This is a genomic window from Fusobacterium sp. (assembly GCF_030528405.1).
GTDB lineage: Bacteria > Fusobacteriota > Fusobacteriia > Fusobacteriales > Fusobacteriaceae > Fusobacterium.
In genome coordinates this window covers 1-21,766 of the sequence record NZ_JAUMYY010000002.1, presented here as the reverse complement: position 1 = coordinate 21,766, position 21,766 = coordinate 1, and the positions used below count along the sequence as shown (strand labels likewise).

General features: G+C 27.4%; 25 protein-coding genes. 3 read left to right on the top strand and 22 right to left on the bottom strand.

The features are described from left to right. Nucleotides 1-7: 7 nt before the first annotated feature. The 3 genes from Q4A58_RS00490 to Q4A58_RS00480 are packed head-to-tail and all read right to left on the bottom strand — an operon-like array spanning nucleotide 8 to nucleotide 2,819. Nucleotides 8-1,228 carry a YihY/virulence factor BrkB family protein gene (locus Q4A58_RS00490; protein WP_303115435.1) on the bottom strand — a complete coding sequence of 407 codons (1,221 nt, stop codon included), beginning with the start codon at nucleotides 1,226-1,228 and terminating at the stop codon, nucleotides 8-10. 24 nt (nucleotides 1,229-1,252) lie between these two features. After that, a complete protein-coding gene (locus tag Q4A58_RS00485) occupies nucleotides 1,253-1,582 on the bottom strand; it encodes a hypothetical protein (RefSeq protein ID WP_303115432.1) in 330 nt (109 codons plus the stop codon). A gap of 34 nt (nucleotides 1,583-1,616) precedes the next feature. Beyond that, on the bottom strand, nucleotides 1,617-2,819 hold the full coding sequence (locus Q4A58_RS00480) for a pyridoxal phosphate-dependent aminotransferase (protein WP_303115430.1): 1,203 nt from the start codon (nucleotides 2,817-2,819) through the stop codon (nucleotides 1,617-1,619). 196 nt (nucleotides 2,820-3,015) lie between these two features. Between Q4A58_RS00480 and Q4A58_RS00475 the strand changes: the two genes are divergently transcribed. Together Q4A58_RS00475 and Q4A58_RS00470 are read left to right on the top strand one after the other, a co-directional pair. Beyond that, a complete protein-coding gene (locus Q4A58_RS00475; RefSeq protein ID WP_303115428.1) occupies nucleotides 3,016-3,909 on the top strand; it encodes a GTP-binding protein in 894 nt (297 codons plus the stop codon). Between the two features lie 46 nt (nucleotides 3,910-3,955). Beyond that, the gene (locus Q4A58_RS00470; RefSeq protein WP_303115426.1) at nucleotides 3,956-5,152 is read left to right on the top strand and encodes an SAM-dependent methyltransferase; all 1,197 of its coding nucleotides are present in this window, start codon (nucleotides 3,956-3,958) and stop codon (nucleotides 5,150-5,152) included. A gap of 63 nt (nucleotides 5,153-5,215) precedes the next feature. On the opposite strand, the gene rocF is transcribed toward Q4A58_RS00470, so the two are convergent. The 14 genes from rocF to Q4A58_RS00400 form a co-directional block, all read right to left on the bottom strand. Then, entirely contained in the window at nucleotides 5,216-6,127 is a 912-nt protein-coding gene (gene rocF, locus Q4A58_RS00465) for an arginase (protein ID WP_303115424.1), read from the bottom strand. 50 nt (nucleotides 6,128-6,177) lie between these two features. Beyond that, entirely contained in the window at nucleotides 6,178-6,615 is a 438-nt protein-coding gene (locus Q4A58_RS00460; protein ID WP_303115422.1) for a flavodoxin domain-containing protein, read from the bottom strand. A 16-nt stretch (nucleotides 6,616-6,631) separates the two neighbouring features. Continuing rightward, on the bottom strand, nucleotides 6,632-7,354 hold the full coding sequence (locus Q4A58_RS00455) for a hypothetical protein (protein ID WP_303115419.1): 723 nt from the start codon (nucleotides 7,352-7,354) through the stop codon (nucleotides 6,632-6,634). A gap of 25 nt (nucleotides 7,355-7,379) precedes the next feature. After that, a complete protein-coding gene (locus Q4A58_RS00450; RefSeq protein WP_303115417.1) occupies nucleotides 7,380-8,309 on the bottom strand; it encodes a 3-oxoacyl-[acyl-carrier-protein] synthase III C-terminal domain-containing protein in 930 nt (309 codons plus the stop codon). Then, nucleotides 8,306-9,598, bottom strand: coding sequence for a F390 synthetase-related protein (locus tag Q4A58_RS00445; protein WP_303115415.1), 1,293 nt, complete (start codon nucleotides 9,596-9,598; stop codon nucleotides 8,306-8,308). Before Q4A58_RS00445 ends, Q4A58_RS00450 begins: the two co-directional genes overlap by 4 nt. Next, nucleotides 9,582-10,421 (bottom strand): MBL fold metallo-hydrolase, encoded by an 840-nt coding sequence (locus Q4A58_RS00440; protein ID WP_303115413.1) that lies wholly within the window; start codon nucleotides 10,419-10,421, stop codon nucleotides 9,582-9,584. Before Q4A58_RS00440 ends, Q4A58_RS00445 begins: the two co-directional genes overlap by 17 nt. Then, nucleotides 10,396-11,373 carry an NAD(P)-dependent oxidoreductase gene (locus tag Q4A58_RS00435; protein ID WP_303115410.1) on the bottom strand — a complete coding sequence of 326 codons (978 nt, stop codon included), beginning with the start codon at nucleotides 11,371-11,373 and terminating at the stop codon, nucleotides 10,396-10,398. The genes Q4A58_RS00440 and Q4A58_RS00435 overlap by 26 nt, the downstream gene beginning before the upstream one ends. A 35-nt stretch (nucleotides 11,374-11,408) precedes the next feature. Next, the gene (locus Q4A58_RS00430) at nucleotides 11,409-12,080 is read right to left on the bottom strand and encodes a hypothetical protein (protein ID WP_303115408.1); all 672 of its coding nucleotides are present in this window, start codon (nucleotides 12,078-12,080) and stop codon (nucleotides 11,409-11,411) included. Continuing rightward, nucleotides 12,052-13,206, bottom strand: coding sequence for a glycosyltransferase family 2 protein (locus Q4A58_RS00425; RefSeq protein WP_303115406.1), 1,155 nt, complete (start codon nucleotides 13,204-13,206; stop codon nucleotides 12,052-12,054). Before Q4A58_RS00425 ends, Q4A58_RS00430 begins: the two co-directional genes overlap by 29 nt. 9 nt (nucleotides 13,207-13,215) lie before the next feature. After that, entirely contained in the window at nucleotides 13,216-13,986 is a 771-nt protein-coding gene (locus Q4A58_RS00420) for an SDR family oxidoreductase (RefSeq protein WP_303115405.1), read from the bottom strand. Nucleotides 13,987-14,144: 158 nt separating this feature from the next. After that, the gene (locus Q4A58_RS00415) at nucleotides 14,145-14,870 is read right to left on the bottom strand and encodes a hypothetical protein (RefSeq protein ID WP_303115404.1); all 726 of its coding nucleotides are present in this window, start codon (nucleotides 14,868-14,870) and stop codon (nucleotides 14,145-14,147) included. A 31-nt stretch (nucleotides 14,871-14,901) separates the two neighbouring features. Beyond that, nucleotides 14,902-15,858: a formimidoylglutamase gene (gene hutG / locus Q4A58_RS00410; protein ID WP_303115403.1), complete on the bottom strand. Its 957-nt coding sequence runs from the start codon at nucleotides 15,856-15,858 to the stop codon at nucleotides 14,902-14,904. Between the two features lie 76 nt (nucleotides 15,859-15,934). Beyond that, nucleotides 15,935-16,687 carry an SDR family oxidoreductase gene (locus Q4A58_RS00405; RefSeq protein WP_303115402.1) on the bottom strand — a complete coding sequence of 251 codons (753 nt, stop codon included), beginning with the start codon at nucleotides 16,685-16,687 and terminating at the stop codon, nucleotides 15,935-15,937. Nucleotides 16,688-16,700: 13 nt separating this feature from the next. Further along, a complete protein-coding gene (locus Q4A58_RS00400; protein ID WP_303115400.1) occupies nucleotides 16,701-17,147 on the bottom strand; it encodes an FxLYD domain-containing protein in 447 nt (148 codons plus the stop codon). A gap of 200 nt (nucleotides 17,148-17,347) precedes the next feature. Here Q4A58_RS00400 and htpX point away from each other — a divergent pair, with 200 nt between their 5' ends. Beyond that, on the top strand, nucleotides 17,348-18,211 hold the full coding sequence (htpX, locus tag Q4A58_RS00395; RefSeq protein WP_303115398.1) for a zinc metalloprotease HtpX: 864 nt from the start codon (nucleotides 17,348-17,350) through the stop codon (nucleotides 18,209-18,211). 72 nt (nucleotides 18,212-18,283) lie between these two features. Here the strand turns inward: htpX and efp are convergent, their stop codons facing one another. The 5 genes from efp to Q4A58_RS00370 form a co-directional block, all read right to left on the bottom strand. Continuing rightward, nucleotides 18,284-18,847: an elongation factor P gene (gene efp / locus Q4A58_RS00390; RefSeq protein WP_303115395.1), complete on the bottom strand. Its 564-nt coding sequence runs from the start codon at nucleotides 18,845-18,847 to the stop codon at nucleotides 18,284-18,286. Then, nucleotides 18,844-19,902 (bottom strand): elongation factor P maturation arginine rhamnosyltransferase EarP, encoded by a 1,059-nt coding sequence (gene earP, locus Q4A58_RS00385; protein ID WP_303115394.1) that lies wholly within the window; start codon nucleotides 19,900-19,902, stop codon nucleotides 18,844-18,846. Before earP ends, efp begins: the two co-directional genes overlap by 4 nt. A 16-nt stretch (nucleotides 19,903-19,918) precedes the next feature. After that, on the bottom strand, nucleotides 19,919-20,236 hold the full coding sequence (locus Q4A58_RS00380; protein WP_303115393.1) for a hypothetical protein: 318 nt from the start codon (nucleotides 20,234-20,236) through the stop codon (nucleotides 19,919-19,921). A gap of 19 nt (nucleotides 20,237-20,255) precedes the next feature. Beyond that, a complete protein-coding gene (locus Q4A58_RS00375) occupies nucleotides 20,256-20,936 on the bottom strand; it encodes a pseudouridine synthase (protein ID WP_303115391.1) in 681 nt (226 codons plus the stop codon). Between the two features lies 1 nt (nucleotide 20,937). Continuing rightward, nucleotides 20,938-21,766, bottom strand: an 829-nt coding sequence (locus Q4A58_RS00370; protein WP_303115390.1) for a hypothetical protein, incomplete at its 5' end; no start/stop codon positions are given.

Sequence of the window (21,766 nt, the reverse complement as noted above, 5' to 3'; positions counted from 1 at the left end):
TTAGACACTATTTTCCTCCTAAACTTTTCAATGTTCTATCATAATCCTCATTAAAAATAATATTCTCTATTTTATCTAATGATTCATCTCTCAATATGAATATTTCTTCTCCACTTCTAGCAACTAAATTATATATTTCTTTCAATTTTACTTCATCTATATTCTTTGCAATAGTATACACTCTTTCATTTTTTGAGTTATAGCCCAAAATCAAATAATCTATTTTAATTAAGTCTTCTAACATATTTTCAAGTAAAAATGAAGATGTACTTACATTTTTCTTTAATTCTTCAAATGTTATAGGAGGTTCATTATTAATATATTTTTTTATAATTTCTTCTAATATCTTTAAAGTTATGTATAATTTTGAGTTAAAACTTATATTAACAGTTTCGCCCTCTAAACTTATATCAAGACTTACATTTTGAAATAAATAGGTCAAATGTACACCCAAAATAATAAAAAACCAAGATACTCTTATCCATAGCAAAAATATAAAAATGACAGAAAAACTTCCGTAAATTACGCTATAACTATTTATAAGAGATTGTGTTTTTATAAATAGAAATTGAAAAATTGAAAATATTACTGAAATTACAAAGGCCGATGACATAGCAGGAACAAGTTTAACACTAGTATTAGGCATAACCATATAAAGGGCTCCCAAAAATATAAGTAAACTAGTATAAGGTAAAACTTTTGATAAAATCTCATAAAGTATTGAAATATTCTCTACCTTTGACATAAGAAATATTAAAAGTCCATTTATTATTACAAAAAATAAAGGTAAGAAAATAAAAAAAGATATGTAGTCACTTACCTTTCTTATAAAACTTCTAGTTACTTTTATATGCCAAATATCATTAAATGACCTTTCAATCAAAGTAAACATTGAAATAAAAGTCCAACCTAAAAATAAAAAACCTACCCCAGCCAATAATCCATTCCTTGCATTTTTTAAAGCATTATCTGCAAAAGTAGAAATCAAGTCCACTGCATCCTTTGGAAGAGGTGTAGACTCAACTAATTGCTCCAATAGATAATCCTTAGCTCCAAACCAACTTCCTAAACTAAAAAGAATTGCTAAAATAGGTGCTAAAGCTAAAATTGTATTAAAGGATAAAGATTCTACCCAAAAACTTGAATTAGCTATTTTATATTTTTCATAAGCTTTTTTTACACCTTCTGTTATGTTATCGAAAGTAAGTAATTTCAAAAATTTATCCATGTCTTCCTCGCCTTTAATTCAATTTTAATCTTTTATATAATTTGCTTTAAAAATTTCTGCATCCACCGAATATATTTCAGATAGATTTAAAGGACTTATCAAATAATCTCCAATTCTAACTAATGTCTGTTGACGATTTGAATCATAAAAATAAAAAGGATTATCATTTGTAGAAAGTGCCTTTAATATTTTAGAATCAACTCTAGCTACCTTTACCTTTGTACCACTTAGATCATAAGTATCTCCTTTTTCAATAAAAGGTATTACCTTTTGCATAACATAAAACTCATTTAAAATTTCAACTGCACCCAGTGTAGACGCAATAAACATAAACATTAATAATAGTTTTTTCATAATTTCTTGTGATGTTGAGCTATCACAAAACCTCCTATCTTTTATTTTCCTTATTATATTTTTCTAAGGCTATTTTTAATACAGTCATAGCTTTATCTATTTCTTCTTCTCCAACACAGAATGAAAACCTAACTTCTTGTTTTCCAAGTCCTTCTGTTGTATAAAAACCTTCACCAGGCGCTAACATAAGTGTTGAGTTCTCATATGAGAAATCTGTCAACAACCATTTACAAAATCTATCTGAACTATCAACTGGAAGTTTTGCAAAAGCATAAATAGCTCCACTAGGTGTTGCACATGTAACTCCCTCTATCTGATTCAAAGCATTTACTATTATATCTCTTCTTCTTCTGTAGATCTCTTTAATCTCTTTAAAATATTCTTTAGGAGCTTTTAACAAATTCGCAACAGCGTATTGTTCAACTATTGGTACAGCAAGCCTAGCTTGACAGAATTTCAACATATAACTCATAAATTCTAAATTTTTAGAAATTATAAAGCCTATCCTTGCTCCACAAGCACTATAATGCTTAGATACACTGTCAATTAAAATAATGTTCTCTTTTGCTTTTTCCATATCCAAAATAGAATAATGTTTTTTTTCAACATCATATATAAATTCTCTATATGGCTCATCTCCTATTAAATATAGATTATTTTCAGTTGCAATTTCTGAAAGAATTTTGACTTCCTCTTTAGAATATACTTTTCCAGTCGGATTACAAGGATTAGAGAATAAAATCCCCCTTGTTTTTGGTCCTATAAGTTTTTTTATTTCTTCCTTACTTGGAAGAGCAAAATCATTTTCAATAACTGTAGGAATAGGAACTATTTTTGCCCCTGCAAAACCTATAAAACTTTTATAATTACTATAAAATGGTTCTGGTATTAATATTTCTTCCCCTTCGTTACAGATACCTAAAATAACAAAAGTTAAAGCTTCACTTCCACCTTGTGTAACAAGAACATTTTCTCTTTCCAAACTGTATCCATCTCTTTTATATGTTTCTATTAATCTATCTATTAAAAGAGTTAAGCCCTTGGAATCAGCATATTTTATAACCTTATCATCTATATTCTTAATTCCTTCAAAAAACAATTCAGGTGTTTCTATATTAGGTTGACCTATATTTAAACGAAATACTTTTATTCCCTTTGCCTCAGCTTCATTAGCTAAAGGAAGTAGCTTCCTGACTGCTGAATATTCCATTTTGATTGCTCTTTTTGAAATCTCCATAACATTTCCTCCCATTAAAGTAATCCGAATTTTCAATAATAAAATGAAAACTAAATCCTTTTATTATTATATACTATTTTTGAAATTTTTTATAGAAGTTTTTATGGAACTAAAATAGAATTTATTATATAATTCTATTGAGCAATATTATTTACTGAAACTTAAAAAACTTGCTCTAAATAATAAGGAGATAGCTATGAAAATTTTAATTATATCAGGATTTTTAGGTGCAGGCAAAACAACTTTTATAAAACATTTAGCTAAAAATATAAATATGGAATTTGTTGTTTTAGAAAATGAATACGCTGATATCGGAATGGATAAAGACATTTTAACTGAAAATAAATTAAATGTTTGGGAAATATCAGAAGGCTGTATTTGTTGTTCTATGACAGGTGATTTTAAAAATTCTATAAAAAATATTTATACACAAATAGATCCTGAATATCTACTAATTGAACCTACTGGTGTTGGAATGCTAAGTTCAATTATAAATAATATTAAAGCTATTAAAAATAATGAAATAAAGCTTCTAAACCCAATCTCAATGATAGATGTATCTTGTTTTAATGAATATTTTGAAAACTTTAAGGACTATTTTATAGATAATATAAAAAATACAGGGAAAATTTTATTAACAAAATTAGAAAATTCTTCAAAATTTGAAATTGAAGTCATAAAAAAGTCAATTTTAGAAATAAACCCTAACATAGAAATTATAGATTATGATTATAGAAAACTAGGGAATGATTTTTTTATTGATATTTTTAATACTGATATAGAAAAAAAAGAAATTTTACCAAATTTTAAAATTTTTAAACATATAAATTTAAAAACTTTTTCACAAGTAAATATAAAAATTTCTACTATGGATGAATTTGGGCTATTTTTAAATAAAATAATGGATGGAAATTTTGGAAAGATTTATAGAGCTAAGGGACTAATTCAAATTGATGGACAATGGGGTAAATTTAATTTAGTCCATAAAAATTTTGAAATGGAAGCATGTCATCCTGTATCTGAAAGTAAAATTGTAGTAATTGGAAATAATCTAGATATAAAATCTTTAGAAGCATATTTAAAAAAGTAAACTTATATTGATTTTACTAAAGCAAAATAAAAATTAGGAGTTTTTTATGAACAAAGAAAATGTTTTAAAAGTTCTAAAAGAAAATATAGAAAATAAAAATATTATAAAATATATCTTCTCGGATACAAAAGATTATGAATATAAAAAGGTTACTCTTTCTGCTATAAATATAAAAAACGAAATAAAAATTCAAATTGAAAGTTTCAAAGAAAGTAAAGTTTTTCATAATAATTTTTCTCTAGATGAAGAAAAACTTTTCTTTTTACTTGATGAGTATTTAGATAATTTTAAGCAAATTTTAGCTAAAACTGCTGGTATTGACTATATTTTTAGTAAAAAAAATGGAAAATTTTCAAAAAAGGAAATAAAAAATAATTTGAAATTTAATTCAGTTGCACATAACAAAGAAAAAAAATACTTTCTAAATGAAGGTGAAAAAATCGACTTTTTAATTACACTAGGGCTTATGTCTAAAGAAGGAAAAATTTTTAAAAATTCATATAATAAATTTAAGCAGATTAATAAATATTTAGAATTTATAGACGATACTATCAGAGAATTAAAAGATAAGAAACTTATACAAAACTCTATCAATATATTAGATTTTGGCTGTGGAAAATCTTATCTCACTTTTGCATTGCATTATTACTTAAAGAAATTTAGGCAAGAACTTACATTTAATATAATAGGCTTGGATCTAAAAAAAGATGTAATTGAGTTTTGTAATAATCTGGTTGGAAAATTAAATTATAAAAATTTAAAATTTTTAAATATGGATATTAAAGATTTTAATGGTGAAGAAGTTGATTTAGTTTTCTCTCTACATGCATGTAACAATGCAACTGATTATTCTATAGTAAAAGCACTGGAATTAAATTCTAAAGCAATACTTGCAGTTCCTTGCTGTCATCATGAATTTTACGAAAAAATTACTAAAAACAGTGAGCTTTATAAAAATTTAAAAATTATGGTAGATTCAGGGATAATTCTGGAAAAATTTTCAACACTCGCAACTGATTCTTTTAGGAGCCTAGCGTTAGAACTATGTGGTTATAAGGTAAAAATGGCAGAATTTATAGATATGGAGCATACACCTAAAAATATACTTATTAAAGCTATTAAATCCAATATTTCTCCTAAACAGCTGGAGCAAAAATTAGAAGAATATAAAAGATTTAAAGACTTTTTATCTATTGATCCCTTACTTGAAGATTTAATAAAAAAATATTTTTACATACTTTAAAATAATTAAAAGGAACTGTTTAGAAACCAAATGGTTATGCTAAATAACAGTTCCTTTTTCACTCTATATTAACCATTCGCCAAGCAAAGAACCTGCAAGAGCTACTGCCTCTTTTCCTGTCATATTCTCATGATCAAGTAATGGATTTACTTCTACAAATTCTACACTTACAAGCTTTTCACTTTTGGCAATCATTTCCATGGATAAATGTGCCTCACGATAAGTCATGCCACCTTTTATCTTTGTCCCTGTTCCTGGTGCAATTTCTGGATCTAATACATCCATATCAAAACTCACATGTATTCCATCTGTTCCATCTGTTGCAATACGAAGAGCTTCTTCCATTACAGCTACTATTCCTATTTTATCTATTTCATGCATAGTAAAAACATTCATTCCAAGCTCTTTCATCATTTTACGCTCAGGTGCATCTAAATCTCTTGAACCAATATAAACAAAGTTAGCTTTATCTATTTTATATTCTTCTCCACCTACTTCTTTTAGATCCTTTGCACCAAGTCCCATTAAACTTGCAACAGGCATTCCGTGAATATTTCCTGTTGGAGTAGTTTCATTGGTGTTAATATCTCCATGTGCATCAAACCAAATAATACCTAGTTTCTTTACATTGTGTAAAACTCCTTTTATTGTACCAAGTGCAATACTATGATCACCACCAAGAACAACAGGTAAACTACCTTTTTTCATAACTTGATCTACTTTTTCGCAAAGTTTTTTATTTACATCTACAACAACATTCATATTTTTTAAATTTGAACCTAAAACAGTAAAAGCTTCTTCTCTTTTAACAAGTATATCTCCCTCATCTTTAACTTTATACCCAATAGCTTCCAACCTCTTTTTTATTCCTGCATATCTAATGGCATCTGGACCTAAATTTGCCCCTCTTAAACTTGCTCCCAAATCAAGAGGTACTCCTATAAGTGAAATATTTTTTTTTAATTCAGGCTTCATTTTCGCCTCCCTTTTAATCTCAAATTTTTATCTTTATTTTCAAAAATAAATTATATATACACTAGTTTTTTACCCATTTCAAAAAGTTTTTCTTTTTCTTCAGCTTTAGGATTACCATTTGAAAGTATTGCTTCTGCTACAATTTCCGCTCCAAGTTCTTCCAATTGTTTTTTCCAATTTTTAAGATAAACTCCTTCCCCCCAGCCATAAGAACCGAAAAGATAAACTCTTTTATCTTTAAACCTTTCTCCGTTCTCTGCCATAAATGGTTGCCAGGCAAGTTTATGAATTTCCTCTCTTTCATTTGCAGGTGAAGCCATTGCAATAATATCACTCGCAAACATTATTTCTCTATCTTCTTCCTTCATTTCCATAACTTTAAAAATTTTATAATCAGCTCCAGCTTCCACCAATCCCTTTTCTAAGGCTGAAACCATCCTCATTGTATTTCCTGTAAAGCTATAATAAACTACTGCAATCTTATTCATAAAATTTCTCCTAAACTTATTGTTGTTTTCTTTCTTTAAAATCTGTTTCTATTTCTTTTTTCCATTCAGCATTCAATTCTTTTCCCGATCTAAACTCACTTACTGCCTCATTCAAAACTCTATAGTTTTTTTCAGTCCCTATTTTATCAGAGTGATATTGAACAGCTTTTGAAGCATCAATACCAAAGCTTTTTGCAGTTTGTATTGCATCTATATTCGCTCCTAAAAATAAAAATTCCCATTTAAATTCTTTTTTTTGAAGTTCCACCAACTCCTTTACTTTAGCTATAGTAAACTCTTTGCTTGCATTCTCCATACCATCAGTTATTATTACAAATAAAACCTTGCTATCTTTATTTTTTTTACTTTTATTAATTTCTTTTAAGTTAACTATCGATTTTCCTATTGCATCTAAGAGAGCTGTCATACCTCTAACATAATATTCTTCATTTGTAATCTTTTTAACCTCATCAATAGGAAGTCTGTTATGTAATATTTCATATTCATTATCAAATAAAACTGTTGTTACAATGACAGAGCCTCTAGTTTCTTTTCTCTGTTTTTCAAGAATCGAATTAAAACCTCCAATTGTTTCATTTTCAAGTCCTGCCATAGAACCTGATCTATCTAAGATAAAAACAAGTTCTGTTACATCTTTTTCTTTAATTTGTGCCATTATGTTAAAAGAAAACACAGTAAAAAAAAGCACAGTTAATGTGGAAAATACAAATTTTTTCATATAATCTCCTCCTTATATAATATATTTAAACTTTCATATATAACATATTTGTCGTTAGTCCTGCTGCAGTTCCAATTAAAAATATTTTATCGCCTTTTTTAATTTTCTTTTCATCAAGCGCCAGGCATAAAGTCATAGGCACAGAGGCGGACACCATATTTCCATATTCTGAAACAAAGTTAAGATATTTCTCTTCTTCTATGTTTAATTTTGACATTACCATCGGCATAGCAACACTTGCCTGATGTGGAATGACCATATCTATATCTGTGATTTTTAAATTATTTTTATTTAAAAATTCATCCATCATTTTTGGTAATTTTTTTATTGATAATGATAAAACATCTCTTCCATTCATATCAAACATATATTCTTCTTTTGTAGCCTCAGTATAATTTTTTGGAAGATAAGCAGAAAGTCCTCCTCTAATTTCCGTCGCATGGACTCCTTCCGACCAAGTTTTTTGTAAAGAACAAATAATTCCTTCCTCTTCTTCTGTAGCCGATATTATAAAAGCCGTTGCACCATCACTAAAAAGTTCATAACTTTCTTTTTGTTTAGAATTTAAAGCTTGGGAACTCACATCACTAGAAACTATTAATACATTTTTATATCTTCCTGCATCAATTAGATAAGACATCAAGTCAAGTGCAGTTATAAAGCTTGTACAAGTTGTATTTATATCAAGTGCAGGAATATCTGATCCTTTTGCTATTTTTTCATGAATTAAGGCAGCACTACATGGAATAGGCTGTATTCCTACTGCACTAGCTGAAACTATACAATCAATATCTTCAATTTCTTTTTTTGCTGAGATAAGTGCTTTTTTACATGCACTAACTGCAAGTGAAAGTTGATTTTCATCTCCACTTATTCTATAGCGAATCTGTCCATTAAAATTTACAATATTTTTAGGTAGGCTCATTCCATAGCCACTTATTTTTATTTTTCTCATACTTCCTCATCTCTTTTTCTTAAGTTGCTTTTATTTATAATCCTTTTTAGTTTAACCTTACTATCAATATTATAACTTATAAAATTAATTTCTACATTCTTTATTCTAAAATTTTTAAAGAGTTTTTTAAATTCTTTTTTTATTTTTTCTTTTTGCAACTGCTCTATATCTAAAACAGCCACTTCTATCTTATTATAATCAGTTTGAAAAACTTGATATTCTCTTATACCTTCAATAAAAAGCATACACCTTCTTATAAAATCGGGAAAAATATTTATAATCTCCCCTTTATCATTATAAAATTTAAAAATATCATCAGAGCGTCCTTCTATCTTTTCTATTCTTTGCAATTTAGAACCACAGCTACAACTTTCATTCGTTTCTACCAAAATATCATTTAAATGATATTTTACAAAGGGTTGACTACTTCTTTTAAAATCAGTAATTATAGGATAGAATCTTCTCTCATCAATATAATCTTTTTCAAATTTTATAATATCTTCATTTAAATGTAAATTACCATATTCACAGGTATAAGCTAAAAAGCCTTCCGTTGCCTGATAAACTTGATGAACTACATTTACTGAAAAGCATTTTTTTATGTATTCTTTATCCCTATCCTCTAAAATTTCTGCAACTGAAATTATTTTTTTCGGGTTAATATTTAATAAACCTTCTTCTTTAAATTTTCCAAGTATAATTAATATTGAAGAAGGTGCAATTAATATGGTTGGTGCATAATTATTTAATTTTTCTATATGTCCACTAGGATTTAGAAAAGTATCAAAATACTCAAGTTTTATAAAGGAAGAGTTTACTGAGCTATATAAGTTATTGTTTGCTCTTAGAAAAAATGCCAATCTATGTTTCTGAAAACCCTTTGGTAACATTTTTGCAAGTATAGTCCCCGCCCAAATAGCCTGTTCTTCTTCTGTTGTAATAAAAAGTCCTCTGTGGCCTGATGTCCCTGAAGAAAGTCCAACTGATATGTTTTTATATTTATCTTTGAAATCTCTATTTTGTTCAGCTTCTATAGCAATTTTAAAGGCCTCAGCTTTCTTAATACCAACAGTATTCAACTCATCAAAATTTTCCATCATAAATTCTTTATTCATAGAAGCATTTTCTTTAAATTTTCCCGCCTTAAAATACGGTGAGTTATTTCTAAAAAATTCCATCTGTCTTTTTAACATTTTATTTTGGTATTTCTCTATTTTCTCACGACTATCCCATTTATCAAAAAAACGTACTTTTATAAATACGGAAATTAATTTAAATATTTTTTTCATTTAACACCTTCCACGCCCTGATTGATTTATCGTGGCTAACAAGAATTTTTATTCCATCATTTTGAATCTCTTTTAAAATATCTATACTCTTTTTATATTCTGAAAAGTTATTTTGTATTAACCTAGGCAGAAGCTTCATCTTATCTACCATATCTAAAAATTCCGTCCTCCATGTAGCATCTGCTGCAATAAATAAATTCCTATCCTTTATATAAGCACAGCACTGTCCAGATGAGTGCCCATCTAATTCTGTTAGAAGTATACTCTCGTCAGAAAACAAATCATAGCTTTTTAAATATTTAAAGTTTTTATTCTCAGTAAAAGATTCTATAACTTTTAGCCTGTCTTTAAAATCCTTTGGCAATAACTCTTTAAATATCAATGAACGAAGTGTACTTTTTTCTAAGTCGTCAAAACATTTTTGAGTAATAATTATTTTTGACTGAGGAAAAAATTCTAAACCACCTATATGATCTGGATGAAGATGAGACAAAATTATATACTTTATCTCTTTGGTTTTTATCCCTCGTTTTTCAAGTTGAAAATTTATCATAGCTTCTTTTTTTATATTTATAGGATTCAAAAATCTATATAGAAAATATTTAGCTTTATTTTTTAAAATTTTTGTACTATAACCTGTATCATAAAGTATATAGCCATATTTTCTATGTTTTATTAAAAAAACTCCAGCTTCAAATATTATTTTTTCCTTTTTTACCTCAGAAAAAATATTCTCTATTTTATTTATACAGTAACCACAGGAAAAATAATCAACACTCTCTATTAAAGATTGTTCTTTACTTTCCTTTATTGTATTCAACATATTTTTTTATCCCTTCAATTATGCTTATTTTTGGCTTATAGTCTAAATCTCTCTTTGCTTTTTCAATAGACAATGTTTGAGAATATTTTAAAAGATAAAGAGTATACTTAGTTAAAATCGGTTCTTTTTTTATTTTAAAAATTTTATAAATTTTTTCTAAAAGACTTACTATAATTTTCATAAAGTTATAGTTTAAATGTTTGTAGTTTCCTTTAATATTCATTTCAGAAAAAAATAAATCCAATATTTCTTTAAAAACTATAGGCTCATCATTTGTTATATTATAGACATTTCCTACTGCCTTTTCACTCTCTAAAGCAAGCCTGATAGCTAGAGCAACATTTTCAACACAGCTTATATCCACCTTATTTTCTCCATTATCAAAAAGTGGTATGGCTTTTTCCTGATTTAATTTTAGAAGTCTTGGAATAATACTGGTATCGCCTATTCCAAAAATTCCCCTTGGTCTTAAGATAACTGTGTTTACATCCGAGTATTCTTTTACTTTCTTTTCAGCTAAAATCTTACTTTTTATATAAAAATTTAGCTCATTTTCCAGAGGGGCTTCCTCTTCTTTTATGTTGATTTGATCTTTGGCATCGGCATAAATACTTGGTGAAGATATATAAACTAATCTCTTTATTCTCTTTTTTCTACAAACTTCAAGTACATTTTCCGTCCCGAGTACATTTGTATTATAGAAATCTTCCCATCTTCCCCAAATAGTTGAAAGTGCTCCCGCATGAACTATCATATCCACATTTTCTGCAGCTTCATATAAATCCTCAATCTTTGTAAAATCTCCTTTAAAAAAACTTACTCTTTTACTTAGCAGAGATTTTCCTATTTTTTCATTTCTCCCAAATGCAACTATTTCATAATTATTTTCTTCTAATTCCTGAATAGTATATTTACCTAAAAAACCTGTTGCTCCTGTTATTAGAATCTTCATTTTATCACCTTTTTTTATTTTTATATCAATAAATTTTACAAATTGTCCTCCAAATATTCCTCTATATATTTTAAGAGTTCTTTATTTTTTAAATAGCCTAAATGCCTACACTTAAGCCATACATCTGTCTTATGACAATCCAGTCCTCTGCTGTATTCATCGTATTTTCCTTTAATTATAGTATAGTCTAGCATTTTTAATTTTTTAGTTTCTTTTGCAACAGGTCCTAAAGAAAAAACTTTTATATCTGTAGCTTTAAAATCTTCTTCTTCAAAAAAATCTAAGAATCTATTCAGTACATTGAGTCCTGAACTCTGTGTAATGATAATTACCTTCTTTAATTTAAAAATCCCCTCTAGATGCTTTTTTATCTGATTTTGAAATTCTCTATTTTTTAAAGTATGGATATAGTAAATTGCTGTGACATAACTTGCCTTTATTAAATTCTCATCAACATAATTTTTATAAGGAAAAGCTAAATTATATGGAAAATTTGATTCAACTATATCATAACCGTATTTTTTAAATATGGACAAAAATTCTTTTTGTTCTTCTGAAAGAGCTGCCGTTTCATAACAACTACTCCCACTTAATATCATAACGACCTTTTCAGAAGTCTGATATATATTAAAAAAGCTATTTTTAATGTCTAATTTTTTTAATTGTTCTAAATATTTTTTAAATCTGCTCATAACGAATTTTTCCATCCAGTACTCTTATTTTTTTATTTCTCCAAGTTATAACTGGAGCTGTTGTAAGTGTATATACAAATATCAGTGGTAATATTAAATCATTTAAAAATTCATATAAAATAGAAGATAATTCATCCCCTGTTTTTAATATATAGTATCGATAAAAATACATAATAAAAGATTTGACAAAAAATATGAGAGCTGTCAATAACAAGTAATTTACCCCTAAAATTACACTACTTAGTAGCATTATTATTGGTAAAATTGTAGGTAGCAGTATAAATATAAAAAATTTAAACGAGAAATTTTTCATCATATATATTTTTGAAAAAAGTAACCATCTTTTCATCTGCAGTATATATTTTTTAAAATTTGCTATACTTGTTCTTACATTACAAAAAATACGAGTTTGAATAAGTTTAACATCCTTCTCAAGCATAAGACTTGCAAGTGCCAAATCATCACATAAATAATATTTTATTTCTTCAAAAGCATTATATTTTCTCAAAATTCCCGTTCTAAGTATATAAAACATACCATTTATACTCTTATTTTCCTTAAGTTCTGCCATAGTAAAGTAAGTTAAAAATGAATTACTGTTGACAAAAGCTGCAAGTAATTTGGAATAAATGTTTTTATTTCCATAATTATAGGCTATACCTGTTGCTAAATACTCTTCTTCATCTTCATAGTTAGCAAGTTCATGTAAATATTTTGTATCTATTACACTGTCATCATCCAGAATAATTGTATACTCACTTTCTATATGATTTAAGGCAAAGTTTAATTTAAAAGTTTTAGGGTTGATTTCTTGTGGAACATCATCTATCTCAAGTACTTTAATCCTCTTAGCATACAAGTCTTCTTTTAATATTTCCTTTGAAATTCTTTGAGCCTCCATATCGCTTTTATCAATAAGCCAAATAAATTTCATAGCTTCTATATTTTTAAGATTCTCTCTCAAGTCTTCTTCCAGTCTTGGATCTCCTGAAAGAATTGGTTGAACAATTGTATATTTAGTTTCATCCAAAGTCTTTTTAGGAAAACTGTTAAATTTTTTAAAATATTTTAAAGACAGAATAAGTCTTAATAAAAATATTAAAAAAATGGAAGAGAGAATAAAATAAAAAATTATCTTCATAATACTCCTTTATTTAGCACCTTTTCTAAGATGTCTGGCAACTACCTTAAGTTGCAAACTTATAGGCAACATTGCTGTAAACTTTGCTAAAATTTTATTTCTCAGACCTATTATTGCAAATCTTTTCTTTTTATCAAAAACTCTTAAAATATCTTTTGCAACAGATTCTGCTGACATCTCCCAGACTTTAAATACTCCAAACTTTGCCTTTGTTTCCTCTTCAAAAAAAGGAGTTGCAGTTGGACCAGGACAAATTGAAAGTAAGTGCACATTCTTAGTTCTAAATCTTATTTCTTCACTTAAAGATAAAGAGTAATTAAGAAGCCCCGCCTTAGTTGTACTGTACATAGTCATATATGGGTGATAATACAGTGCTGCCGTCGAACAGATATTCATAACTGTTCCCTCATCTCTTTCAAGAGCTTTTTTTAAAAATAATTTTGTAAGTATAATTGGACTAATCAAATTTACATTTAACATCTCAATATCTTTTTCTAGAGTTAAATTATCAAAATTTGTCATTTCTCCAAAGGCGGCACAATTTATTAAAATATCAAAATTATTCTCTTCAACTATTTTTTCTAAATTTTCAGTATTTTTTAAATCATAGCTTATTATTTTACAAGCAATATTAAATTTTTTTTCAATGCTATCTTTAATCTCTAATAATTTTTGAGTATTCCTTGCAAGTAAAATTAAGTTATAATTTCTTTTTGCAAAAAAATAGGCTAATTCCTTTCCAATTCCAGAACTTGCTCCAGTTATTAAAACTACTGACATAATATATCACCTTTAAATAAAGTTACTGAAGTTATTTTACTATATATTTTTATCGCATACAACTAAAACTAATTGCTATACAAAAAATAGTCCCAGATTTTATTTTCTGGAACTATTAAAAATTTATTTAATTAGTAATATTTGATACAAAATTCTTTTTAGTTGTATATAGATTCGTATATTTTTCCAATCACAGAATCTTCCATTTCTTCTAAGCTATATTTCTTAGAACTCTTAAGTTTTCCCCATGTTACTTTTGGTTTGTTTTCTTCTTTACTAAAAACATTAAGTCCTTTTGTTAATTTATATTTCCCTGTAGAGAAATTAATGCTAATCTCTTCACCATCACCTGAATTTCTCATAAATGAAAAGTCCTGCATTCCTATAAGTTCTATTCTCTTATTTTGGAATCTAAAAATATAAACACTATTTGAAGAGCCATAAGTTCCTGCACTTGTAAAAAAACTAAAAGCTACGCTAAGAGTATTATTTCTTATATCCATCCCACTAAAAGTATCTTCAAGAGTTGGATTATCATCACTATGCTCACTAGCTATAAAGCCTTTATCGTTCTTAGCTTTTAGACTATACATCCCATCTTTTTCTCTAAATAAAACTAAAAGTATTCTTGGATTTAGATTTAACTTAAGTGGTCCTAATTTTTCTTCATTACTTTTGATATTTGCCAGATCATCTTTCTCTATAAGCAAAGCAACATCTTCTAACTTATCTTTATTTAAATCCCCCCTTGCATCACTAATAAGTTTCCAATCTTTAGGAATAAAATCTTCTATCTTTTGAGATTTTTCAGGAAATTTTACTCCAAAAATATAAAATGAACAGATTAAAAAAATAGAAAAAACTAATAATAACTTTTTTTTCATAGCTAGCCCCTTCTTATTTTTATTCAACATATTAAATTTCAACTTTAAAATACCTTAAAATTATTTGATAAATAAAATTGGCAACCAATCTTGAAGTCCTATCATCATAGTCATATCTAGGGCTTATTTCTGCCACTTCAAGCGTTAAATCTTTATCAGTTTGAGCAATAATGTTTAGAAGCCTATTAGCTTGACTTGGCCAAATACCAAATGACTGAGGAGCACTTACTCCAGGTGCAGTAGTTACGTGAAACACATCTGTACAAATACTTAAATGTATATAGTCATTTCTATTTAAAATTGGATTTATATTAAGTTCATTTACTTTTTCTATGTCCCTTGCCAGAAAATAGTTTACTCCGAATCTCTTAGCTGTATCAAATAATCTTTTAGTATTTGAGAATTTTTGTATTCCAATTACATTATAATCAAATCTCAATCCGTCTTTTTCTCTATCCTCTGCAATTTGTAAGAACATTGAGCCTGAATTAGCACCTTTTTCTTTGTAATCCCTCATATCAAAATGAGCATCAAAATTTATTATTCCTATTTTTGGATTTTTTTCTTTTGATTTTGCATATTTTAAAATTCCATTATGTGTTCCATAAGCTATATCATGCCCACCACCCAAGCATACTACAAAATAATTCCTTTTCTTTAGTTCTGCAACCGTATCAGCTAATTTTTCTTGAGCTGCTTCTAAATTACCGGATATTACATCTATAGACTCCTTTAAATCATATAACTTTAAAGTATTATCAAAAACAGGATAATTTGAAAGTGCAGCTTTTAAATGCTTCCAACCCTCACTTGCTCCTGTCCTTCCATTATTTCTCCTAATTCCTTCATCAGAGTTAAAACTTACAAAACACACCTTTCTATCTTTTGAATCATCTTCTAATAGTTCTTTTAATGTCTTTACTTTTACAACTTGATGTACTCTTAATACATCTTCATCATAACCGTCTACACGACCTGTCCAGTCCATTATTTTTTCTCCTTCTATAGTAAATTTTGTTCTATATTATATTACTTTATAATATAACAAGCAAGAGTTATTATTTTTATTCTCCATTTTCTTTTTCATAAAAATGGAAAAGAAAGTTTATTAAACTCTTAGGTAATTTTGAAATTATGCTGATAGCTATTTTCATCTTTTTAGGAAAAATTTCTTTTTCTTTTTTCTTTTTAATAGCTTCAATTATTATCCTTACTGCCTCATTCTCTGATATAATAAAAGCCTTTTTATCTGTGTCTTCTGCATTTAAGTCTCTTAATCTCTCTGTTTCAACATAACCAGGCAAAATATTTGTAATTTTTATATTACTTCCTTTCAATGCTTCTCTATAAGCTTCACATACATAATTTAGTGCTCTTTTGGATTTGCTATAAACAGAAGCATCTGGATATTCAAGTAAACCTGCGACAGATGATATAACTACAAGTTGTCCTTCGTTTTGCTTTAACATTATATCTCTTCCTATTTCTAGTGCATGTAAAGCACCTGTTAGATTAACATCAAGTGAGTTTATCAGCTCGTCTTGATTAAGTTTTTTAGCTCTATTACTTGAATAAGTCCCAGCATTAGCTATCATAATATCTAGATGATCCTGTGAAAAATTCTCAACAGCTTTTTTTAGTTCAAATTTATCTTTAACATCTACCTTATATATTTTTAATTTAGGATATTTTTCTTTCAAGTCAGAAATTTTTTTCTCATTTCTTCCACAGACAGCAACCTCATATCCTTGTAACAAATATTCTTTTGCTAAACCTAAACCAATTCCTGATGTTCCTCCTGTTATAAAAATTTTCATTCTTCCTCCAAATTTAATTGCTAGATGAAATATATGCATCTTTCACATTTGCATATTTAACATCTGTATTGTAGATTATGGCATTGAACTTCCATTTTTCTTTTTTTTCTAAAACTTCTATAGTATCAACTGCATCTCCCAGATAATTTTTATTTTTATCATAGCAAGGAATTTCAATTCTGACATTTTCCTTAGTTCTTGTATTGTGATAAACAGTCCCAGAAACTACAGTTTTATCATGATCTACTTCAACTTTTGCATCTGAGTAAGTATACTTCACACCCTTAGCTTTTATTTCCCCTTCATCATCACCTATAATAGCTCCAATAATCTTTCCAGTTGCCTTTATTGTTCCTCCTACTATACTACCAGCAGCACTTATAGTCCCACCAACTACACTACCAATTATACAAGATGAAAAAAAAATAGCCATTACTATTATCAAAATTATTTTCTTCATAGTCACTCTCCTTTAGTCTTTTTGTAGCATATATATAATAACATATATTTTACTGAGATTAAAAATATAATTGTATACTTTTATTTTACTTTAAAAAAATAATTAATTAATAAAAAATAAAATATTTTTTTACAATATGATATAATTAGTATAATAAATTTTTAAAAATAAATTTTGATATAATTAAGGAGAATATACTTATGTTTATGAATAGTTTAAAAACTGGCTTTTTAATTTTTGTATTAGTTGCATTGTTTACTTTTATTGGAGGTTTATTTGGAAATGAAAACGGTGCATTAATTGGTCTTTTTATAGCAGGCGGTATGAGTTTTTTTAGCTATTGGTTCAGTGATAAAATGGTAATTAAAGCTTATAAAGCGAAAGAAGTTGACTCTACAATAAATCCAAGACTTTATGGGATTGTAAAAAAACTTGCAATGAATGCAAATTTACCAATGCCTAAAGTTTATATTATTCCTGAGAGACAGCCTAATGCTTTTGCAACAGGAAGAAATCCTAAAAATGCTGCTGTTGCTTGTACTCAAGGTCTTTTAGATTTAATGAACGATAATGAATTGGCTGGAGTTATGGCACATGAGTTGGGTCATGTTAAACATAGAGATATTTTAATTAGTACTATTGCTGCAACCTTTGCTGGTGCAATAGCTAATATTTCTCGTTTTCTACCATATGCAAATTACAACAATAACAGAAACAATAGAAATAACAATGCTGGCTTTGCTCTCTTAGCTGCCATACTTGCCCCCATAGCAGCTTCTATTATACAGATGACAATTTCACGTAGAAGAGAATTTATGGCTGATAGAGCTGGAGCAGAAATTTCAGGAAACCCTTTATATCTAAGAAATGCTTTGGAAAAGCTTGAGAATTATAGCCATCAAATTTCTATGAATAATGTAAAAAATCCTGCTACTGCACATATGTTTATTGTTAATCCTTTTTCAGGTCTAAGAGGTTTACAAAATTTATTTCGAACACATCCTTCTACTTATGATAGAATAAGAGAGCTTGAAAAATTAGCAATTGAAAAAGGATACTTATAGAAATATGTAAAACAAGTACAAAAAAGCACTCCCAATCGTATCTTTTAAGATTGGGAGTGCCATACAAAGTATTTATTTTTTTACTCTTTCCACATATTCATTTGTTCTTGTATCAATTTTAATCCATTCTCCTTGCTCAACAAATAAAGGAACTTGAATTTCATAACCTGTATTTATTTTTGCTGGCTTCATAACCTTCCCAGAAGTATCTCCTCTAAGACCAGGTTCTGTATAAGTAACTTCTCTTTCAACAAAAGTAGGTAATTCTACCGCAACTGGTATTGATTCATAATACACTACTTCCAATTCCATTTCTTCTTGAAGATAATTAAGAGCATCTCCTAAATCTTCTCCTTTTAATTCTATTTCTTCCCAAGTTTCTGGATTAGAAAACATATAAGAATCTCCATTTAAATAAGAGTATATTGCCTTTACCTTATCTAATTTAATATCGTCCATTTTATCATCTGCCTTATAAACAGCATCAGATATATTTCCTGATATTAAATTTTTCATTTTAAATTTTACTACCGCAGCATTTCTTCCTGATTTATTATATTCAGCCTTCAATACTACAAAGGGATCATTTCCTATTTTAATAGTACTTCCTGCCCTTAATTCTTGTGCAATTTTCATTTGTTACCTCCTAAATTTTCTAAAAAATTATTTAATTTTTCAACTAGATTACAATTCTCCAAAAGATATTTGCTACATTCTTGATTATAATAAGAAATTTTATCATAATTTTTAAAAAAATATTCATAGTCATCGTTATTTAAATTATATTTTATGAAAACATCCTTTAACTCTTCCCAATTACCATAATATTTATCTAAAAAACTTTTTAATTTAATCATATGAACATTTTCTTTTTGAGGATAAATATGCCATAAAAATGGTTTTCCAAGCAATAAAGCTCTAACAAAGCTATCTTCTCCTCTAACAAAATTAAAATCACATAATGCTAAAATTTCTTCATATTCATCATAGGAATAGAATGGTAATTTAACAAATTGTATTTTATCATATATATTAATATTATCAAAATATTTTGTAAAATTTTTTTGAGTTTTTTCACTCATAATTAGTAATAGGATTTTTTTTCCTGTCCTTTCTAATTCAAAGATAAGTTTATCAAAATTCTTTTCATAAGAAAATATACTACCTATTAAATCATATTCTTCCTCTATACCGAATTTTTTTAAATAGTGACTTTTATTTTCTATAACCTTTTCTTTTCTGCTAATAAACTCTCTATCTATTATTATTCCACCACTCTTTAAACTTATTCCAGGCATAAAAAAATATTTTTTTAAACTACCTTTTCCAATTAAAGACTCCTGAAGGTGAAAATTTTCTATCCAATCCTCTGAAGAAAAGTATTCTAAGTTCAACAATATTTTGGAATTATTATAAGCTTTTTCCATATAAATATCTGGAATCTTACATGCAAAACATTCTATTATTAAATCAGAACTTATTATTTCATCGTTTAATTCAGAAAACTCAAGAACATCTATACCATCATTATCTTTCTTTATAAGTCTTAATTCTTCTGTTCTATCTATTATCAATCTTAGCCTTCTATCAGGAAAATAAAACTTAAATTCTCTTGCTAAACGATAAGCAACTCCAACATCTCCATAATTATCAATAACTTCACAAAAAATATCTATACTTTTTATTTCCATAATATTCACAAAGAATTTAGTTTCTTTCTTGTTTTATTCTTTTGTTTATTAAATTTGGAGTTTTCTCTCCTTGTATTTCTTGTTTTTCTTCTGACATTTTATTCACTGCATCTTCTCTTGTTTGTTTTACCCTCTTTTCTGCTTTTTTCTCTACATTTTCTGTTTTCGTTTTCTTAACTTTTTTTACTTCTTTTTTTTCTTTTTTTATTTCTTTGCTAACTGATGCCGAAGTTGATATTCCGCTACTTCCAGTTCCTACCCCTAAGCCTAATGATGTTGTACAAGCACTTAGAGTTAATAGTGCAAATAATCCAATTAAAACTGTCTTTTTCATAGTTGTTCTCCTTGTAAAATTAAATTATATCTTCTATAAAAATTTCTTTAACTTCTCCTAATTCAAGATTATCAAGCTTTAATTTTCCAAAAGATATTCTTTTTAAATACAAAACTTTATTATTAACTGCTTCTAACATCTTTTTTACTTGATGAAATTTTCCTTCCATTATTGTTAATAAAATTTTTCTTTCTTCCAACTTATATACTTTGGATGGCATAGTCTTATAGTTATCAATACAGATTCCATTTTCTAATTTTCTTATATCTTCAATGTTAATGCTTTTTTCTATTTCAACATAGTAACATTTTTCAATATGATTTCTGGGTGAAAGAAGTTTATGATTTAACTTTCCATCATTTGTAAATAAAAGTAAACCCTCAGTATCTTTATCCAGCCTTCCAACTGGCACTAAATTTTTTTTTACAACCCAATCTGGAAGTAAATCCATAACTGTCTTCTCTCTACTATCCTCTACAGCAGTTATATATCCTGCTTTCTTATTCATAAGATAATATCTAAACTCTTTATATTCTAGCATTTTATCTTCTAAACAAATCTTATCATTGAAAGGATCTATATTTTCTTTTGGACTAACTGTAATTTGATTGTTTACTTTTATTTTTTTATTATAAATTATATCTTTTACTTCTTTTCTACTCCCAATTCCACACTCTACCAGAAACTTATCCAATCTCATACTATTCTTCTCTTTTACCATTCTTATATCTGTATATTTCAACATAGCCATCTGAATAAGTATATTTTGCTTTTCCCTCTAATACATTTTCTATATAGTATACTTCTTCTTTATCACCATTTGAAAAGTAATAAGTTGAAAAACCATGCTTTTTCCCATTTCTATAAATAAATTCTTCTCTATCACCATTTGTATAGTACTTAACTGCAGGGCCTGTTGGAACTTGATTTTCATGTCGAAATTCTATCTTTGCACCATCCTTTAATTTATCAACTCCAAAACCACTTTTTATATCATCTAAATTTCTTATAAAACCCTGTTGTTTATCGTCTATTTTAACAGTTACTATATTGTATCCGTCTTCTGTTCTATATTCTATTTCTCTTATAAGTTCATTTTCTCTAAACTCTTGTACCATAATTTTATCTGAAGCATAAATTATCTTAGCTCTTTGATTATCACTTTCAAAATTTTCTACTTTATTTGAACTGAAAAAATTCTTTGTTTTTTGAAATAAACTTGTATTAGCTAAAGAGTAATTTTGATTAAGATACACATTTCTTAAGTCTTCTTTAAACTGTTCATCAGGAGAAAGTTTTCTCTCCAAGACTTTTTCTAAGGATTTATTTTGTTCATTAAATTCTTCATAATAAGTCCCTGTTAAAGAATAGTACTCTGCTTGAAGGGCAGCAATCTCTTCCGAGAGCTTCTTATACTCCTGACTTAATTTATCTTTTCCAGACTTATCTTCTTCCTTAGAATATTTACTTTCTATTTCGATACTCTCTTTTATTTTTTTCTGAAGTTTTTTCTGGATTTTTTCTTCTTCG

Coding starts and splice junctions, on each gene's coding strand:
- Q4A58_RS00490 (WP_303115435.1), bottom strand. CDS start 1,228: ATGGATAAATTTTTGAAATTACTTACTTTCGATAACATAACAGAAGGT.
- Q4A58_RS00485 (WP_303115432.1), bottom strand. CDS start 1,582: ATGAAAAAACTATTATTAATGTTTATGTTTATTGCGTCTACACTGGGT.
- Q4A58_RS00480 (WP_303115430.1), bottom strand. CDS start 2,819: ATGGAGATTTCAAAAAGAGCAATCAAAATGGAATATTCAGCAGTCAGG.
- Q4A58_RS00475 (WP_303115428.1), top strand. CDS start 3,016: ATGAAAATTTTAATTATATCAGGATTTTTAGGTGCAGGCAAAACAACT.
- Q4A58_RS00470 (WP_303115426.1), top strand. CDS start 3,956: ATGAACAAAGAAAATGTTTTAAAAGTTCTAAAAGAAAATATAGAAAAT.
- rocF (WP_303115424.1), bottom strand. CDS start 6,127: ATGAAGCCTGAATTAAAAAAAAATATTTCACTTATAGGAGTACCTCTT.
- Q4A58_RS00460 (WP_303115422.1), bottom strand. CDS start 6,615: ATGAATAAGATTGCAGTAGTTTATTATAGCTTTACAGGAAATACAATG.
- Q4A58_RS00455 (WP_303115419.1), bottom strand. CDS start 7,354: ATGAAAAAATTTGTATTTTCCACATTAACTGTGCTTTTTTTTACTGTG.
- Q4A58_RS00450 (WP_303115417.1), bottom strand. CDS start 8,309: ATGAGAAAAATAAAAATAAGTGGCTATGGAATGAGCCTACCTAAAAAT.
- Q4A58_RS00445 (WP_303115415.1), bottom strand. CDS start 9,598: ATGAAAAAAATATTTAAATTAATTTCCGTATTTATAAAAGTACGTTTT.
- Q4A58_RS00440 (WP_303115413.1), bottom strand. CDS start 10,421: ATGTTGAATACAATAAAGGAAAGTAAAGAACAATCTTTAATAGAGAGT.
- Q4A58_RS00435 (WP_303115410.1), bottom strand. CDS start 11,373: ATGAAGATTCTAATAACAGGAGCAACAGGTTTTTTAGGTAAATATACT.
- Q4A58_RS00430 (WP_303115408.1), bottom strand. CDS start 12,080: ATGGAAAAATTCGTTATGAGCAGATTTAAAAAATATTTAGAACAATTA.
- Q4A58_RS00425 (WP_303115406.1), bottom strand. CDS start 13,206: ATGAAGATAATTTTTTATTTTATTCTCTCTTCCATTTTTTTAATATTT.
- Q4A58_RS00420 (WP_303115405.1), bottom strand. CDS start 13,986: ATGTCAGTAGTTTTAATAACTGGAGCAAGTTCTGGAATTGGAAAGGAA.
- Q4A58_RS00415 (WP_303115404.1), bottom strand. CDS start 14,870: ATGAAAAAAAAGTTATTATTAGTTTTTTCTATTTTTTTAATCTGTTCA.
- hutG (WP_303115403.1), bottom strand. CDS start 15,858: ATGGACTGGACAGGTCGTGTAGACGGTTATGATGAAGATGTATTAAGA.
- Q4A58_RS00405 (WP_303115402.1), bottom strand. CDS start 16,687: ATGAAAATTTTTATAACAGGAGGAACATCAGGAATTGGTTTAGGTTTA.
- Q4A58_RS00400 (WP_303115400.1), bottom strand. CDS start 17,147: ATGAAGAAAATAATTTTGATAATAGTAATGGCTATTTTTTTTTCATCT.
- htpX (WP_303115398.1), top strand. CDS start 17,348: ATGTTTATGAATAGTTTAAAAACTGGCTTTTTAATTTTTGTATTAGTT.
- efp (WP_303115395.1), bottom strand. CDS start 18,847: ATGAAAATTGCACAAGAATTAAGGGCAGGAAGTACTATTAAAATAGGA.
- earP (WP_303115394.1), bottom strand. CDS start 19,902: ATGGAAATAAAAAGTATAGATATTTTTTGTGAAGTTATTGATAATTAT.
- Q4A58_RS00380 (WP_303115393.1), bottom strand. CDS start 20,236: ATGAAAAAGACAGTTTTAATTGGATTATTTGCACTATTAACTCTAAGT.
- Q4A58_RS00375 (WP_303115391.1), bottom strand. CDS start 20,936: ATGAGATTGGATAAGTTTCTGGTAGAGTGTGGAATTGGGAGTAGAAAA.